The sequence below is a fragment of the Methylobacterium sp. 092160098-2 genome (assembly GCF_028920805.1).
GTDB lineage: Bacteria > Pseudomonadota > Alphaproteobacteria > Rhizobiales > Beijerinckiaceae > Methylobacterium > Methylobacterium fujisawaense.
Window position 1 is genome coordinate 2,296,011 of sequence record NZ_JAQPZJ010000001.1, and the last position, 15,538, is coordinate 2,311,548.

Annotated in this window: 17 protein-coding genes; 15 read left to right on the forward strand and 2 right to left on the reverse strand. The window is 73.3% G+C overall.

Annotation, left to right across the window (positions count from 1 at the left end):
* Positions 1–56: 56 nt before the first annotated feature.
* The 13 genes from moxJ (at position 57) to PQI07_RS10860 (ending at position 10,474) form a co-directional block, all read left to right on the forward strand.
* Positions 57–965, forward strand: a complete 909-nt coding sequence (gene moxJ, locus PQI07_RS10800; protein WP_043386657.1) for a methanol oxidation system protein MoxJ — start codon at positions 57–59, stop codon at positions 963–965.
* Between the two features lie 79 nt (positions 966–1,044).
* Positions 1,045–1,632: a cytochrome c(L), periplasmic gene (gene moxG / locus PQI07_RS10805; RefSeq protein WP_043759515.1), complete on the forward strand. Its 588-nt coding sequence runs from the start codon at positions 1,045–1,047 to the stop codon at positions 1,630–1,632.
* 86 nt (positions 1,633–1,718) lie between these two features.
* Positions 1,719–2,009: a methanol dehydrogenase [cytochrome c] subunit gene (locus PQI07_RS10810; protein ID WP_043386662.1), complete on the forward strand. Its 291-nt coding sequence runs from the start codon at positions 1,719–1,721 to the stop codon at positions 2,007–2,009.
* Positions 2,010–2,186: 177 nt separating this feature from the next.
* Positions 2,187–3,218 (forward strand): AAA family ATPase, encoded by a 1,032-nt coding sequence (locus PQI07_RS10815; RefSeq protein WP_043386668.1) that lies wholly within the window; start codon positions 2,187–2,189, stop codon positions 3,216–3,218.
* Positions 3,215–4,069, forward strand: coding sequence for a DUF58 domain-containing protein (locus PQI07_RS10820; RefSeq protein WP_043761499.1), 855 nt, complete (start codon positions 3,215–3,217; stop codon positions 4,067–4,069). Before PQI07_RS10815 ends, PQI07_RS10820 begins: the two co-directional genes overlap by 4 nt.
* A 2-nt stretch (positions 4,070–4,071) precedes the next feature.
* Entirely contained in the window at positions 4,072–5,016 is a 945-nt protein-coding gene (locus tag PQI07_RS10825) for a nonribosomal peptide synthetase MxaA (protein ID WP_182592692.1), read from the forward strand.
* 4 nt (positions 5,017–5,020) lie between these two features.
* Positions 5,021–6,067 carry a vWA domain-containing protein gene (locus PQI07_RS10830; protein WP_179697413.1) on the forward strand — a complete coding sequence of 349 codons (1,047 nt, stop codon included), beginning with the start codon at positions 5,021–5,023 and terminating at the stop codon, positions 6,065–6,067.
* Positions 6,064–6,696, forward strand: coding sequence for an MxaK protein (locus PQI07_RS10835; RefSeq protein ID WP_182592694.1), 633 nt, complete (start codon positions 6,064–6,066; stop codon positions 6,694–6,696). The genes PQI07_RS10830 and PQI07_RS10835 overlap by 4 nt, the downstream gene beginning before the upstream one ends.
* Positions 6,693–7,760: a vWA domain-containing protein gene (locus PQI07_RS10840; RefSeq protein ID WP_274926602.1), complete on the forward strand. Its 1,068-nt coding sequence runs from the start codon at positions 6,693–6,695 to the stop codon at positions 7,758–7,760. The genes PQI07_RS10835 and PQI07_RS10840 overlap by 4 nt, the downstream gene beginning before the upstream one ends.
* Positions 7,761–7,762: 2 nt before the next feature.
* Positions 7,763–8,317: an SRPBCC family protein gene (locus PQI07_RS10845; protein ID WP_043386677.1), complete on the forward strand. Its 555-nt coding sequence runs from the start codon at positions 7,763–7,765 to the stop codon at positions 8,315–8,317.
* A gap of 8 nt (positions 8,318–8,325) precedes the next feature.
* Positions 8,326–9,267, forward strand: a complete 942-nt coding sequence (locus PQI07_RS10850) for a YncE family protein (RefSeq protein ID WP_274926603.1) — start codon at positions 8,326–8,328, stop codon at positions 9,265–9,267.
* Complete coding sequence (locus PQI07_RS10855) at positions 9,264–9,785, forward strand: MxaH protein (protein ID WP_274926604.1); 522 nt, start codon at positions 9,264–9,266, stop codon at positions 9,783–9,785. Before PQI07_RS10850 ends, PQI07_RS10855 begins: the two co-directional genes overlap by 4 nt.
* Positions 9,782–10,474, forward strand: a complete 693-nt coding sequence (locus PQI07_RS10860; protein WP_274926605.1) for a response regulator transcription factor — start codon at positions 9,782–9,784, stop codon at positions 10,472–10,474. The genes PQI07_RS10855 and PQI07_RS10860 overlap by 4 nt, the downstream gene beginning before the upstream one ends.
* A gap of 50 nt (positions 10,475–10,524) precedes the next feature.
* Here PQI07_RS10860 and PQI07_RS10865 read toward each other — a convergent pair whose 3' ends face one another.
* On the reverse strand, positions 10,525–10,896 hold the full coding sequence (locus PQI07_RS10865; RefSeq protein WP_053610252.1) for a hypothetical protein: 372 nt from the start codon (positions 10,894–10,896) through the stop codon (positions 10,525–10,527).
* Between the two features lie 95 nt (positions 10,897–10,991).
* Between PQI07_RS10865 and PQI07_RS10870 the strand changes: the two genes are divergently transcribed.
* Entirely contained in the window at positions 10,992–11,288 is a 297-nt protein-coding gene (locus PQI07_RS10870; RefSeq protein ID WP_236952738.1) for a hypothetical protein, read from the forward strand.
* Positions 11,289–11,627: 339 nt separating this feature from the next.
* Complete coding sequence (locus PQI07_RS10875; protein WP_043386691.1) at positions 11,628–13,739, forward strand: putative bifunctional diguanylate cyclase/phosphodiesterase; 2,112 nt, start codon at positions 11,628–11,630, stop codon at positions 13,737–13,739.
* A gap of 735 nt (positions 13,740–14,474) precedes the next feature.
* On the opposite strand, the gene PQI07_RS10880 is transcribed toward PQI07_RS10875, so the two are convergent.
* A complete protein-coding gene (locus PQI07_RS10880; RefSeq protein ID WP_274926606.1) occupies positions 14,475–15,308 on the reverse strand; it encodes an outer membrane protein in 834 nt (277 codons plus the stop codon).
* Positions 15,309–15,538: the final 230 nt, after the last annotated feature.

Here is a 15,538-nt window from a genome sequence, read left to right on the forward strand (position 1 = left end):
GCCGCGCCCCTCCGGACCGCCATCAAGAAACGCTTCGACAACAGGGATCAACGTCCATGCCGCGCCCGCGCGCCCGCATCCTGGCGGCCCGTTTCGCCGCCGTCCTGACGCTCGCCACCCTGGCCGCCGGGCCGGTTGCGGCCCAGGACTCCGAGGCCCAGGCCATCCAGCAGGATCCCGGCAAGGCTCCGGCCGCCCCGCCGGCCGACCCCGCGACCCTGCGCATCTGCGCCTCCGAGAAGCAGCCGCCGCTCTCGATGCGGGACGGATCGGGGCTCGAGAACCGCGTCGCCGTGGCGGTCGCGGAGGCGATGGGGAAGAAGCCCGTCTTCGTCTGGCTGCCGAAGCCCGCGATCTACCTCGTCCGCGACGGCCTGGAGAAGCGGACCTGCGACGTGGTCGTCGGCCTCGACAGCGACGACCCGCGGGTGCTGACCACGAAGCCGTACTACCGGAGCGGCTACGTCTTCATCACGCGCGCCGACAAGGATCTCGACGTGAAGTCCTGGTCCGACCCGCGGCTCAAGACCCTCGACCACATGGTGGTGCCGTTCGGCTCCCCCGGCGAGGCGATGCTCAAGGATATCGGCCGCTACGAGGAGGACATGGCCTACCTCTACTCGCTGGTGAACTTCCGCTCGCCGCGCAACCAGTACACCCAGATCGACCCGGCCCGCATCGTCAGCGAGGTGGCCAACGACAAGGCCGATGTCGGCGTCGCCTTCGGTCCCGACGTCGCCCGCTACGTCAAGGATTCCCCGACGCCCCTGCGCATGACGCTGGTCCCGGCCGACACGGTCGGCAGCGACGGCCGCAAGGTCCCGCAGGTCTTCGACCAGTCGATGGGCGTGCGCAAGGACGACGAGGCCCTGCGCAAGGCCCTCGACGCCGGGATCGAGAAGGCGCGGCCCGCCATCGCGGCGATCCTCAAGCAGGACGGGGTGCCGGTCGTCGCCTCGAACTGAGCCCCGCCCGCCCCGACTCCCCCGAGACCGGCCCGGCGCGCCCGGGCCACCGACCAAGACATCAGGATCCGCTCAACAGATGCTCATCGTTCGTTCGGCACGCGTCGCCCTTCTCACCCTCGCCGTGGCCATGCCCGTTGCGGCCCGCGCGCAGCCCCAGTCCGGCCCGCAGACCGGGATCGTGTTCCGCAACACCATCACCGGCGAGGCGATGGACACGGCCGAGGGCAAGCCGGGCGGGCGGGACACGCAGGCGGTCAAGACCTTCTTCCAGACCGGCAAGAATCTCTACATCGACGACAAGTCCTGCCTGCGCAACGGCGAGAGCCTGTTCCTGACCTCGTGCTCCGGCTGCCACGGCCATCTCGGCGAGGGCAAGGTCGGGCCCGGCCTCAACGACGATTACTGGACCTACCCGGCGAACACGACCGATGTCGGCCTGTTCTCGACCCTCTGGGGCGGCGCCAACGGCATGATGGGACCGCACAACGAGGATCTCAATCCCGACGAGATGCTGCAGGTCATCGCCTGGATCCGCCATCTCTACACGGGTCCGGTGAAGGATGCCGAGTGGCTCACCGACGCGCAGAAGAAGACTTACAAGCCCTTCAAGGAGGGCGAGACCTTTGCCAAGGACGTGCCCGGCCAGTGCAAGCCGCTGGACTAGCCGTTCTCGGCAAGTCGCGCCCCGCAGGAGACGGGGCGAACCGACGGCCCGACCGGCCGGCCAAGGAAGAGACGGAGGAATCAACGATGCGCACAGTGATCACGACGGCGATGCTGATCGCGGGGGCGGCCTTCGCGGTGCCGGCGCTGGCCTATGACGGGCAGACCTGCAAGGCGCCGGGCAATTGCTGGCAGCCGAAGCCCGGCTTCCCCGAGAAGGTCGCCGGGACCAAGTACGATCCCAAGCACGACCCGAAGGAGGTCAGCAAGCAGGCCGAATCCATCAAGCAGATGGAGGAGCGCAACAAGAAGCGGATCGAGAACGCCAAGAAGACCGGCAAGTTCGAGTACGACGTCGCCAAGATCTCGTCGAACTGATCGCGTCGAACGGATCGCGGCCGACCGATCCGGCCGGCCGATCGGGCGTCCTGGGGCCGGCCCGCGCCGCGGCGCCGGCCCGCAGCGACGCTCGGTACCGCGCGCCACACCGACACGCCGCATCGACACCCGGCGCCACCGTACCGGCGCCCCGCCCGACACCGCAGGCACCGCCTCATGAACACCCTCCGTCCCGGAGACACGATGCTCACCGACTGGCGGGCCGCAGCGGCCCGCTTCGAGGCGGAGGTCGCCAAGGCGGTGGTCGGACAGGAGCGGGCGATCCGCCTCGTGACGATCGCGATCTTCGCCCGCGGCCACGTGATGCTCGAGGGCGATGTCGGCGTCGGCAAGACCACCCTGCTGCGGGCGGTGGCCCGGGCGCTGGGCGGCGCCTACGAGCGCGTCGAGGGCACGGTCGACATGATGCCGACCGACCTGATCTACCACACCTATCTCGGCCCCGACGGCCGGCCGCGGGTCGATCCCGGCCCGGTCCTGGCCCGGGCCGAAGATCTCTCGGTGTTCTTCTTCAACGAGATCAACCGGGCGCGGCCGCAGGTCCACGCCCTGCTGCTCCGGTTGATGGCCGAGCGCAGCGTCCAGGCCTTCGGCCGCACCTACACGTTCCCGAACCTGCAGGTCTTCGCCGACCGCAACCGCGTCGAGCGCGAGGAGACCTTCGAGCTCCCGGCCGCCGCCCGCGACCGCTTCCTGATGGAGATCGGCCTGGAGGCGCCCCGGGACGCGGCGGTGCGCCGGACCCTGGTCTTCGACCCGCGCTTCCACGACACCGACGCCCTCGTCGGCGCGGTCGCGGAGGGCGTGCTCGACCACGCCCGGATCGGCGGCATCGCCGCCGCGATCCAGCACGCCGTCCGGGCGGAGCCGTCGATCGAGGCCTACGTGGTGGCCCTCTGGGACGCCCTGGTTCGCCCCGCGGAGGCCGGGATCCGGCTCCCGGGCCTCGACACCGCCACCCTCGTCCAGGGGGGCGCCTCGCCGCGCGGCGTCGCCTTCCTGGTGCGCGCCGCCCGGGTGCGGGCGTGGCTGGAGGGGCGCGACTGGCTGGTGCCGGAGGATGTGCGGGCGGTCTTCACCGAGGTGATGGCCCACCGCGTCTTCCTCGAACCCGTCCACGAGCTGCAGCGCGGCGCCATCGTGCCCGCCCTGTGCCGGGCCGCGTTCGAGACGGTGCCGGCGCCGTGAGCGACCCGCGCACGGCCGACATCGTCTACCTGCCGCGCTGGCGGCCGCGCGGCAGCCGGGCCGGCCTCCACCGGGGACGCGACGCCGGCGGCTCCGGCCCGTTCCGCGATCAGGTGCCGTTCCTGCAACTGCCGGATGCCCGCCGCATCGACCTGCGCGCGACGCTGCGCGACCCGTTCGAGGGGGTGCATGTCCGCCGCTTCGAGGCGCGGACCGCGGTCGAGACCTGGGTTCTGGTCGATCTCTCGGCCTCCATGGGCTTCCGCGGCACGGCGGACCGGACGCGGCTCACGGGCGATCTCTGCCGGGCGCTGGCCGTCTCGGCGACCCGGATCAGCGACGGGTTCGGCCTGATCGGCTGCGACGAGACCTTGCGCGACGACCTCACCCTGCCCGCCACCCGCCACCGGGGCGCGGCCGTCGCCGCCGCCGAGCGGGTCGCGGGCGCGCCCCGCGCGGGTCGCGGCTGCGCCGGCATGCTCGAGGCCGCGCGGCGGCTCGCCGGGCGGCCGAAGCTCGTCTTCCTCGCCTCCGACTTCCGCTGGCCCGAGGCCCTGATCGCCCAGGTCTTCGCCGCGCTGGCGCCGCACGACACGGTGCCGATCCTGCTCGCCGACCCCGCCGAGGCGGAGGCGCTGCCGGCCTTCGGCCTCGTCGAGCTCGACGATCTGGAGGGCGGCGGCCGCCGCGTGGTCCTGCTGCGCCCGAGCCTGCGCCGGGCCTGGATCGCCCGGGAGCGGGACCGGATCGCCGCCCTGGAGCGCGCCGCCGCGCCCTTCGCCCGCCGGGTCTTCCAGCTCGCCGGGCGCTTCGACGCCCAGGCGCTCACCCGCCACCTGATGACGACCTGAGCATGGGCGCGCGCGTTCCCGCCCTCCTGCTGGCCGGCCTCCTCGCCGCGCCCCTCGCCCTGACGGCCGGCACGGCGGCCGCGCAGGTGCGCTCCGTCGAGGTGCGCAGCCCGCGGCCCTTCGGAATCTTCCTGGGCGACCTCGTCGAGGCGCAGGTGGAGATCCTGGCCGATCCCGATTTCCGGCTGCAGCGCGCGACCCTGCCCCAGCCCGGTCCGGTGACCTACTGGCTCGACCTGCGCGCCGTCGCGGTCGACGACGTTACGGTGGCCGGCGCCCGGCGGGTGCGCCTGCGCCTCACCTACCAGAGCTTCTATGCCGCCCTCGACGCCCGCACCCTGGAGGTGCCGGGCTTCCCCCTGACGCTGGCGAGCGAGGCGGCGACCGGCCTGACCACCGCCGCCGTCCAGGTGCCGGGCTGGAGCCTCGGCGTCTCCCCCCTGCGCGAGGTGCAGCCGCAGCGGCGCGAGGATCCGGCCGAGTACCTGCGCCCGGACGGTCGCGGCGGCCGGATCGATCCCGGGCCGGATGTCGCGGCGGCGGCGGGCCTCGGGACCCTGGCCGGCCTCGCCGCCCTGGCGCTGGCGCATGACCGCGCCTGGGGGCCGTTCCGGACACGGCGCGGCCGTCCCTTCGCGACGGCCCTGCGGGTGCTCCGGCGGCAGCGGGCGGGGGCCGAGCCCGATCAGGCCTACCGGGCGGCGCTGCTGGCCCTGCATCGGGGGCTCGACCAGACCGCCGGCCGGCGGGTGCTGGCCGACGATCTCGGGGACGTCCTCGCGCGCCACGGGGCGTTTCGGGGGCAGGCGGAGGGGCTCGCGCGCTTCTTCGAGGCCTCGCGCCTCGCCTTCTTCGGCGGCCGCCTGCCCGCCGCGCGCGCGGCCTGGCCCCTCGCCGAGGCCGAGATGCTCCTGACCCGCCTCGCGGCGGCGGAGCGGAGCGCGTGACGCCGTGACCGATCTCCTCGCCCGCCTCGGCGCGACCGAACCCTGGATCCTGTGGTTGCTGCCGCTGGCGCTGCTGCCGCTGGCCCGCTCGGCCCTGCGCCGGACCTCCGTGCCGGCGGTCGCCGCCGCCCCGGCCGATCCCCTCTCGGCCTGGCTCGGCCGGGCGCTGACGCTCGCCGGCATCCTGGCCATCGCCGGCCTGATCGTGGCCCTGGCGGGCCCCTACCGGACGGGGGCGCGGATCGAGCGCCTCGGCATCGGCGCGCAGGTGTCGCTGCTGATCGACCGCTCGGGCAGCATGAACGAGACCTTCGCGGGCCGGCAGCCCTCCGGCGCCGAGGAATCGAAGGCCGCCGCCTCCCGGCGCCTCCTGGCGGATTTCGTCGGCGCGCGGGGGCACGACCTGTTCGCCGTGACGGCCTTCTCCACCGCGCCGATGCTGGTCATGCCGATGACCGACCGCCACGACGCCGTGCGGGCGGCGATCGCCGCCATCGACCGGCCCGGCCTCGACTACACCAATATCGGCCGCGGCCTCGGCATGGCCCTGTCGCAGTTCGGGGTCGATGTCGGCGCCTCGCGGGTGCTCCTGCTCGTGTCCGACGGCGCCGCGGTGATCGACCCGCGCATCCAGGACCAGCTGCGCGCCGCCGTCGCGCGGATCCGGCCGAACCTGTACTGGCTGTTCCTGCGCACCAAGGGCTCGCCCGGCATCGCCGACCGGCCGGCCGGCGAGGACACGCCCCAGGCCGCGCCGGAGCGGCACCTCGACCTGTTCTTCAAGAGCCTCGGCGTGCCCTACCGCGCCTTCGAGGCCGAGGGCGCCGCGGCGGTGGAAGCCGCGATCCGGCAGATCGAGGCCCTGGAGCGGGACCCGATCCCCTATGTCGAGGAGCGCCCGCGCCGGGACCTGACCGGGCTCGCCGCCGCGCTCGCCGCGCTGGGCCTCGCCGTGCTCGTCCTCGCCAAGCTCGTGGAGGCGGACCTCGCGGATGCGCCGGCGGAGACGGCGACGGAAGCCGCGGGCGCGGCGCCGCGGAGGGCGGCATGAGCTCCGGCGCCCTCCTCGACGGCCCGGCCCCGCGCCGCCGCGCCGCCCTTCCCCGCCTCGGCGTGGCCGCGGCCTGGCGCCGGGTCCGGCCGGCCCTGCTGGTCGCCCTGCCGCTGGTCCTCGCGGCCGCCGCCCTGTGGTTCGCCGTCTCGGGCTGGAGCGCCGCGCGCGACGACGACCGGATCGCCGCCCTGGAGGCGGGCCGCGACCGGCCGGTCGACCCGGATGCGCGGCCGGCCCTCCTGGTGGCGCGGATCGGCTTCCTCGCCGCCCGGGACCGTCTCGGCGAGACCGAGCCCTTCCTCGACGCCCTCGACCGCGCCGGCGCGGTGCGGGAGGCGGCCCGGGCGCGGTACGTGATCGGCAACGCGCGGATGCGGCAGGCCTTCGTGCTGATCGGCCGCGGCGATCTCGACAAGGCCGCGCCCCAGGTGACGCTGGCGCGGCAGGATTACCGCCGCGCCCTCCAGGCCCGGCCCGAATTCTGGGACGCCAAGTACAATCTCGACGTCGCCTCGCGCCTCGTGCGCGACTACCCGGAATTCGACCGCAAGACTGGGGACGAGCTGCGCGCCGAACCGAAGAAGATCTGGACCGACATCCCCGGCCAGCCGCGGGGCGGCCCGTGAGACCGCGGCGCGTCCTGCCCCCCGTTCGGCCCTCCGTCCTGCCCCCCTTCGTCGCCCGCAACCTGCGCGACGGGCGGTTCCGCGTCCTGGCGGCCGCCCTGGTGCTGGCGCTGGCGGCCCTCGTCGCCCCGCCGATCCCGTTCACCCGCACCGGCGTGTCGGTGCTGGCGGTGGTCGACATCACCGGCAGCATGGCGGTGCGCGACTATCCCGCCGCCGCGGGATCCGTGAGCCGGCTCGAGACCGTCAAGGCGGCGCTGCGGGCGATGCTGCCCGACCTCCCCTGCGGCTCGCGGGTGGCGCTCGGCCTGTTCACCGACCGGCGGCCGTTCCTGCTGTTCACGCCGGTCGAGGTCTGCGCCGATTTCGCGCCGCTGGACGGCGCCATCGCGGCCCTCGATCCGCGCATGGCCTGGGAGGGGGACAGCCGCATCGCGGCCGGCCTGTTCCGGTCGCTCGCCATGGCGGGGGAGATCGACGCCGACCTCCTGTTCCTCACCGACGGCCAGGAGACGCCGCCCCTGCCGGCCTCCGGCGGCCCGACCTTCGACGGCAAGCCCGGCGCGGTGCGCGGGCTGATCGTCGGCGCGGGCGGCTACGGCCTGTCGCCGATCCCGCGCTTCGACGATCGCGGCCGGCCGGCGGGCTTCCTGGGCGAGAGCGACGTCCAGCAGGAGAACCGCTCCGGGCCGCCCCCGGCCGACGCGGAATCGCGCGAGGGCTACAACCCGCGCAACGCCCCCTTCGGCGCACAGGCGGCCCATGGCAGCGAGCACCTCTCCGCGGTCCGCGAACCCTATCTGAAGCGCCTCGCCGCCGAGACCGGCCTCGGCTACGCCCATCTCGACGGCCCGGGCGGCCTGGCCGCCCCCCTGCGCGCCGCGGCGACACCGCGCCCGCTGCCCGGCCGGCTCGACCCGCGCCCCGCCCTCCTGGCGGCGTCCCTGGGGCTGACGCTCCTGGCCCTCCTGGCGAACCCCCTCGCCCTCGTCCAGCGCGCGCGCCGCGGGCGCGCGGCCCACCCTGTTCCAACCCTCGTTCCAACCGGACCGATCAGGACCTGACCATGCGGATGCCCCTCGCCCTCGTCCCGGCCGTCGCCGCGGGCCTCGCCGTCGTCGGCCTCGCCGGCGCGGCGCTGGCCCACGGGCCGACGCCGCAGAAGATCGACCAGTCGATCACCATCCAGGCGCCCCCGGACGCGGTCTGGAAGGTGGTGGGCGATTTCGGCGGCATCGGGCGCTGGCACCCCGACGTGGCCAAGGCCGAGGCCAGCGGCGGCAATGTCGAGGGCACGACCCGCCGGGTGACCCTCAAGGCCGGCGGCACCCTGGTCGAGGGGCTGGACGAGTGGCTGGCCGACGGCCGGACCTACTCGTACCGGATGTCCGACCCGGACCTGAAGGCGCTCCCGGTCTCCTCCTACTCGGCGACCCTCACGGTGACCCCGGACGGGACCGGCTCCAAGGTGTCGTGGATCGGCCGCTTCTACCGGGGCGACACCGGCAACGAGCCGCCGGAGAACCTCAGCGACGAGGCCGGGCGCACGGCGATGAACCGCTACTTCGCGGACGGGCTCAAGGGGCTGAAGGCGGCCGTCGAGGGCCGGACGACCCATTGAGGCCCCGCATGCGCCACCTCCGGCTGATCGCGACGCTCGCGCTCGCGGCTGCCACCGGGACCGGTGGCGCGTCCGCCTCCGCCGACCCGGTCTGGGTCGTCAGCCAGCAGGGGGCCGAGCTGGCGCGGATCGAGGCCGGGACCGTGGCCGGGCGGATCCCGCTCGGGCCGGCGCCGGTGGCGGCGGCCACCGACCGGGCCGGCCGCCTCTATCTCACCCACCCGGACGGGCGCGCCGTGACCGTCGTCGAGCCCGGCCAGCCGCCCCGCCGCCTGCCCGTCCCCGGCCAGGCCTTCGGCCTCGCGGCGAGCCCCGACGGCGCGCACCTGTTCGTCGGCGACTGGTCGGGCGACCGCGTGCTGCGGATCTCCGCGGCGACCGGCGCCGTCGAGGGCACCGCGGCGGTGGGGCACGAACCGGCCCATCTCGTCCTCGACCGGCGCGGGCGGCTCTACGTCGCCGACCGCGAGAGCCGTCAGGTCAGCGTGATCGACACGGGGACGATGACCCGCGTGGCCGTCGTCCCGACCGGCGAGGCGCCCTTCGCCCTGGCGCTCGCGCCGGACGAGGCCAGCCTCTACGTCGCCAACGTGCGCAGCGGCGACCTCACGGTGATCGACACGGCGACGTTGCGGGCCCGTGCCACGGTCCCGGCCGGCCGGATGCCCTACGGCGCCGCGGTCACCGGCGACGGCAGCCGGATCCTGGTCACCAACCAGCATGCCGCCGCCGTGACGGTGATCGATGCGGCCCGGCTCGAGATCGTCGCCACCGTGGCGGTGGGGCCCTATCCCGAGGGCATCGCGGTGGTCGGTCCGCGGGCCTACGTGGCGAACTGGTTCTCGGACGATGTCTCGGTGATCGATCTCGCCACGTGGCGCGAGACGGCGCGCATCAAGGTGGCGGAGGGCCCGCGCACGGTCCTGGCGCCGGGGGAGCCCGCGCGATGAGGCGGGCCTGCCGCATCCGGATCGCGTCCGGCCTGGTCCTGCTGGCCCTCGGCGCCTGCAACCGGGACTCGGACGAGCGCGGCGACGCCGCGGGCGCGGTGGTCGCCACCACCGCCGAGGGCACCCTGCCGGCCTGGCTCGCCCCGACCGACGGGACCGACCCGGCCCGCTGGCTCGCGGGCCGGGAGGCCGGCAAGGCCCTGCCGGCCGACGAGCCCCGTGCGCGCGCGATGGCGGCGGCGCTGGCCCGGGCCCGCGACGGCTTCATCGAGGATCCGCGCATGATCGCCAACCGCACCGTCCAGCTCGGCCAGATGCTGGCCGAGGCCGGCATCGGCGAGGGCTACGGCGCGATCCTCGACGGGCTCGGCGGGATCGCGGCCGAACGCGGGCGCCGCAAGAACCTCTACGGCGAGATGTGCCAGCACTACTACAACGCGCGGATGCAGGGGGCCGACCATGCGGCCGCGCTGGCGCGCCTCGCCGCCCCGCATCCGGTCCTCGAGGGCACGCCGTGAGCGCCGCCCGGGCCTCGGCCGATTGGCCGGCGGGGGGGGACGGTGCGGCCATCCTCGACGCGGTGCTGATCGTCGACGACCACCCGGTGGTGCGGCGCGGCTTCCGCCACCTCGCGGAGGATGCCGGGGTCCGGGCGGTCCACGAGGCCGCCGACGTGGTGTCGGGATACCGCACGTTCCACCGCCACCGTCCCGGGCTGGTGGTGACCGACCTCGGCTTCCGCGACCAGGGCCTCTCCGGCCTGTCGCTGATCCGCCGGGTGCGGGCCCTGGAGCCGGCGACCCGGATCCTCGCCTTCAGCATGCACGACGACCCGGTGATCGTCGCCCGCGCCATCGAGGGCGGAGCGCATGGCTTCGTCCTGAAGGACACGGCGGTGACGCGCTTCCACGAGGCGCTGGCGGCCGTCTCGGCCGGGCACAGCTACCTGCCGCACGAGGTCGCGACCAAGATCGCCATGCTGAATGCCGGCCTGCTGGACTCGCCCCTCGCGCGCCTGACCGCGCGGGAGGTTCAGGTCCTGTCGCTGCTGGGGGCGGGCAAGTCCAACGAGGCGATCGCCGACAGCCTGTCGATGAGCCACCGAAGCGTGTCGGCCATCGTCTCGGGCATGAAGCAGAAGCTCGGCGCCGGCAGCCTCGCCGACCTCCTCCGCATCGCCCTGTCGCGGGACGGGCGGCTGGTGTGAGGCGGGCAGCCGACAGCGCGTCCGACAGCGCCGCCGACAGCGGGCCGGGGCTACCGCGGCACGATCAGGCCGGGAATGATCGATCCCTGCGGCCCGAACGTCGCCTCGGCCTTCCGGCAATTCGCCGCCACGTCCTTCTGGTAGGCCGCGATGTACCGGGTCGCGATCAGGTGCAGGTCGCCGGTCTCCAGGCTGGCGGCATCGACGCCCAGGGCCTCGACGGTCTGCTTGAGGCGCGCGGGATCGCTCCGCAGGCCGGGGCATTCGAGGTTCACGAATCCGGCGAGCCCGGCGAGCTTCGCCGCCTGGTTGCGCCGCGGGTCGCCGGCCGATGGGTCCTGGGTCTGGGGCTGCGCCTGGGCCGTCAGCAGGCTCAGAAGGAGGCCGGCCGAGACCAGACCGGACAGACGGACCACGCGCATGGCTTCTCTCATCCTGTTCGAAGAGCAGCGCGTCCGTCGACCGTCACCGCTGCGCAGAGTCACGCAGGGTTATGCCGCAGGATCGGGGATTTACAATGCAGACCAAGCTTATAATCGTCTTAATTGCTCTCACCTGCGGGACCTTGCCGGCGGATGCCGCCCGCCTGACCATGGACGACAAGGCCTCGCTGTGGCCGCGGGCGAGCATGACCGACAAGATCGATTTTTCCAGCCGGATGGGCCGGGCCTTCCACACGCTGTCGCCCAAACTCGACGAAGCGTATTTCATGCGGTGTCTGGAAGAGACCGCCAATATCGGTGACACGAAGGAACTCAGGCTCGAAGAGATGGTGCGGGCCTGCATCTCCCTCGTCCGGGACGAAGGCGAGTGAGCGTCCGGCCGCGCCGGCCTGCGGTGCCGACGACATCCCGGGGGCCGCGAAGGTCAGGATCCGGCCGTGATCCCTGACCACCTTCAGCCCGGGTCCGCCTGTGGTCCGCCTGCGGTCCGCGTATCGGAAAGCTCCGCGGGCAGCCCGGCAAGGGCCGATGCGGCGCGCCGGACGCCCGCGGAACCGTGCTCCATCCGCCTCCGGGATTACACGCAGCAATTGAAATCAGGTCTTCCGGAAAGAATCCGGAAAGCTCCCCGTTGCTAAAGTCCCGCCTGGTGGGAGCGTGCACCGTCCAGCAGTACGTTCGCGCAGGCGGACGAGTGGGATCCCCGGAACATGAACAGTGGGATGGGCGCGCTGCGGGAGAAGGCGAAGCTTCTGGACACCGTCCTCGACACGATGGACCAGGGTCTCATGATGATCGACGCCGCCGGCGTCGTTCAGGTCTGCAATGCCCGCGCCCTCACGCTGCTTGATTTGCCGCCGGCGCTGATGCGGACCCGCCCGACCTTCGAGGCCGTCCGGCAATATCAGATCGCGCAGGGGGAGTTCGGCGCGGCGTGCGAGACCCTGCGGCGCTGGGTGGCCGCGCGCGGGCTGGAGCGCCGCGCCCACACCTACGAGCGCGAGCGCCCGAACGGCACCGTGCTGGAGATCCGCACCGTGCCGCTGCCCGATGGCGGGGCGGTGCGGACCTTCACGGACATCACCGCGCGCAAGCGGGCCGAGGAGACGCTGCAGGTCAGCGAGACGCGCCTCGCCCTGGCGCAGGACGCGGGCAGTGACGGGCTCTGGGACTGCGATCTCACGACCGGGGAGGCGTGGTCCTCGGATCGCTGGTGGGGGGTGCTGGGCTACGAGCCCGGCGAGCTGGCGAGCCACGCCCAGACGTGGCGGGCCCTGCTCCACCCGGAGGATGCGGGCGCGGCCGAGCGGGCCCTGATCGAGCATCTGAGCGGGCGGGCGCCGACCTTCGCGTGCGAGCACCGGATGCGGCGCAAGGACGGCACTTGGGCCTGGATGATGACCCGCGGCAAGGTCGTGGCCCGCGCCGCGGATGGCCGCGCCCTGCGCTTCATCGGCACGCAGATCGACATCAGCGCCCGCAAGGCGGCCGAGGGGCAGGTGGCCCACATGGCGCGCCACGACGGCCTCACCGACCTGCCCAACCGCGCGCTGTTCTACGAGCGGCTGGAGATCCGGCTCGCCGACCTGCATCTCCACGGCGGCGCCTGCGCGGTGCTGTGCCTCGACCTCGACCGCTTCAAGGCCGTCAACGACAGCCTCGGCCACGCGGCCGGGGATTTCCTGCTCCGGGCGGTGGCCCATCGCATCCGCGCGGTGCTGCGGGCCGAGGACATGGTGGCGCGCCTCGGCGGTGACGAGTTCGCCGTGCTGGTGGCCGATGCGGGCGATCCCGCCCACGCCGAGACCCTGGCGGCGCGCCTCATCGCGGCGGTGCAGGCGCCGATCCGCTTCGGCAAGCAGCGGCTGAAGGTGGGCCTGAGCGTCGGCATCGCGCAGGCGCCCGGCCACGGTCCCGATAGCGAGACGCTGTTCCGGCGCGCCGATCTCGCTCTCTGCCGGGCGAAGGCGGAGGGCGGGAACACCCATCGGGTGTTCGAGCCCACGATGGACGAGGCCGAGGCGGCCCGGCGCGACCTGGAACGGGATCTGCGCCAGGCGATCGAGGGCGACGAACTCATCCTGCACTACCAGCCGCAGGTGAGCACCGCCACCGGCCGGCTCGTCGGGTTCGAGGCGCTGGTGCGCTGGGAGCATCCGACCCGCGGGCTGGTGCCGCCGAATGCCTTCATCCCGCTGGCGGAGGAGAGCGACCTGATCCTGCTGCTGGGGGAGTGGGTGCTGCGCGCCGCCTCCCGGGAGGCGGCGCGGTGGTCCCGTCCGCTGAAGGTGGCGGTGAACCTGTCCCCGCGCCAGTTCCAGCAGGCGGATCTGCCCGAGCGCATCCTGGCCATCCTCACCGAGACGGGCCTGGCGCCGACGCGGCTCGAACTCGAGATCACCGAGACCCTGATCATCAACGACATGGCGCGGGCGCTCGGCATCCTGCGTCGGCTGAAGGCCTTCGGCATCTCCATCGCGATGGATGATTTCGGGACGGGCTACTCGTCGCTGGCGACGCTGCAGGCGTTCCCCTTCGACAAGATCAAGATCGACCGGTCGTTCGTGGGCCATGTCGAGGTCAGCGCCCAGGCCGCTGTGATCGTGCGCGCGGTCCTGGGGCTCGGCCGCAGCCTGGGGATGAGCGTCGTGGCCGAGGGCGTCGAGACGGATGCGCAGATGCGCTTCCTGGCCGCGGAGGCGTGCGACGAGGCTCAAGGCTATCTGATCAGCAAGCCGCAGCCGATCGAGCATTTCGCCGAGCAGATCGGTGCGTGCGAAGGCTTCGTGGCACCGGGCCGCCCGGACGCGGCCGTCGCCTGAGGCACGCTGCGGATCGACGACGGCCCGGAGCCCGGACGGTCGATGCGGGGCCGGATCGGGCCGCCCGATCGGCCGGCGTCCCACGGCGGCGATAGCCGCCCTGCGGCCTCGACGCGTTCCGGGGTCCGCCGGGACCGCGGGCGCCGCGCCGGCCTCTGTGGCGCGGCCGCGACACCCGACGACGACCGCCTGTGGATGACGTGACCTGCCCCCGATCCGTCAAGGTTCGCAGGCCAGCATGACCGCGCACCGCCGATCCGGCTCACCCAGCGCCCTCATCGCATGTTCGCCCAGCCCCACGCCCTCATCCTCCGTCATCGCGAGCGCGTCGCCGTGCTCATCTCCTCCGCGCTGTTCCTGGCGGGCGCCCTGCCGCTCTTCTGGGCGATCGGCTGATCCCCCGGCTCTGACCAATAGAGAATCGGCTGCGGACCGGGCCGCACAGGCTCTCGACGCGCCGCACGCCCGGCTGGCGGTCCGATACGGATTCCGCGTGAAGCGCTCGGACGAGGCCGGCGTCCAGGTTTCACGCGCGCAGCGAAGCCATCCGGGGCGCACCACCCGCTCCGAGGTCGCCCCCTGGTTCACAGCGCTCCGCGCTTAAGGCCGTGGAAAGTCCGGCCTGTCGCAGACGCGACGGCCTCCGAACGCCGAAGGGGCCGCGTCCTTTCGGACGCGGCCCCTTGCGAGCTCGGCTTGGCGCGGCGGTCGGGATCCGACCGCCGCGGCGCGGTCTTAGTAGGAGCCGAACTTGTAGTTCAGGCCGGCGCGGACGACGGCGAACTCGTCGGAACGGCGGCCGATGCCGCTGTAGACGACGGGGAAGTTGTTGGCGGCGTTGATGACGAACGCGCCCTGGTTGCGGGTGTTGCGGTCGAGGTTGACGTACAGGCCTTCGACCTTGAGCGTCACGGCCGAGGAGCGGAAGAAGTTCAGGAAGGAGTCGGTGGGGAGCGCGTACTCGACGCCGCCGCCGACGGCCCAGCCGGTGCGGAAGCTGTCGTTGCCGGCGTAGCCGCCGAAGGAGCGGTCGGCGCTGCCGGAGCCGTAGGCGAAGCCGCCGGTGCCGTACACGAGGGTGCGGTCGAAGGCGTAGCCGAGGCGGCCGCGGACGGTGCCGAAGAAGTCGAGGCTGGAGAGGCCGCGCGGGTCGGTGACGTAGTAGCCGGGAGCCAGCGCGCCGGCGACGAAGGCGTTGTTCCGGTTACGGCCGAAGTCGAGGTACTGGGCATCGGCCTCGATACCGAACACGACGCCGGAGCCGGGGGTCAGCTGCCAGTTGTAGCCGATCTGGCCACCGCCGGAGAAGCCGTCCTGGCTGCGGTTGCGGAAGGAGGCGACGGTGCCGGGGGCGGCGTAGGGGAACGGCACGGCGAAGGTGTTGCCGGTGTTGCGGTCGCTGGCGTCGAAAGCGTAGCCGGCGTTGATACCGAAGTAGGCGCCGGTCCAGGTGAAGACCGGGACGGGGGTGAAGATCGGCGGCGGGGCGGCGCGGCGCGGCAGGTCGGCGGCCGAGGCGGCAGCGGTCAGGGCGGTGAAGGCAGCCAGCGAGGCCAGGAGCTTGGTCATCAGGTAAGGTCCAAATTTCGATCTGGACGTATGGCTACCGATCATCGACGAAAATGGCTGTAGTTTTACGGACACACCGCCCGTCGATGGCGGGCAATGTCATAGTAAATCATCCCTCAAGATTCGCCGACGTGCCGAAATACATCGCTCATACCGCGAGCGCGCGCGAGAACAATGTGAAGGCGTTTTGGTTGCATCGCACTGTGCCTACGCCCGCACCTGTGGCTGTC

Bases quoted from the DNA above. Each gene is read 5' to 3' on its own strand.
- moxJ (WP_043386657.1), top strand. From the start codon at position 57: ATGCCGCGCCCGCGCGCCCGCATCCTGGCGGCCCGTTTCGCCGCCGTC.
- moxG (WP_043759515.1), top strand. From the start codon at position 1,045: ATGCTCATCGTTCGTTCGGCACGCGTCGCCCTTCTCACCCTCGCCGTG.
- PQI07_RS10810 (WP_043386662.1), top strand. From the start codon at position 1,719: ATGCGCACAGTGATCACGACGGCGATGCTGATCGCGGGGGCGGCCTTC.
- PQI07_RS10815 (WP_043386668.1), top strand. From the start codon at position 2,187: ATGAACACCCTCCGTCCCGGAGACACGATGCTCACCGACTGGCGGGCC.
- PQI07_RS10825 (WP_182592692.1), top strand. From the start codon at position 4,072: ATGGGCGCGCGCGTTCCCGCCCTCCTGCTGGCCGGCCTCCTCGCCGCG.
- PQI07_RS10835 (WP_182592694.1), top strand. From the start codon at position 6,064: ATGAGCTCCGGCGCCCTCCTCGACGGCCCGGCCCCGCGCCGCCGCGCC.
- PQI07_RS10845 (WP_043386677.1), top strand. From the start codon at position 7,763: ATGCGGATGCCCCTCGCCCTCGTCCCGGCCGTCGCCGCGGGCCTCGCC.
- PQI07_RS10850 (WP_274926603.1), top strand. From the start codon at position 8,326: ATGCGCCACCTCCGGCTGATCGCGACGCTCGCGCTCGCGGCTGCCACC.
- PQI07_RS10855 (WP_274926604.1), top strand. From the start codon at position 9,264: ATGAGGCGGGCCTGCCGCATCCGGATCGCGTCCGGCCTGGTCCTGCTG.
- PQI07_RS10865 (WP_053610252.1), bottom strand. From the start codon at position 10,896: ATGCGCGTGGTCCGTCTGTCCGGTCTGGTCTCGGCCGGCCTCCTTCTG.
- PQI07_RS10870 (WP_236952738.1), top strand. From the start codon at position 10,992: ATGCAGACCAAGCTTATAATCGTCTTAATTGCTCTCACCTGCGGGACC.
- PQI07_RS10875 (WP_043386691.1), top strand. From the start codon at position 11,628: ATGAACAGTGGGATGGGCGCGCTGCGGGAGAAGGCGAAGCTTCTGGAC.
- PQI07_RS10880 (WP_274926606.1), bottom strand. From the start codon at position 15,308: ATGACCAAGCTCCTGGCCTCGCTGGCTGCCTTCACCGCCCTGACCGCT.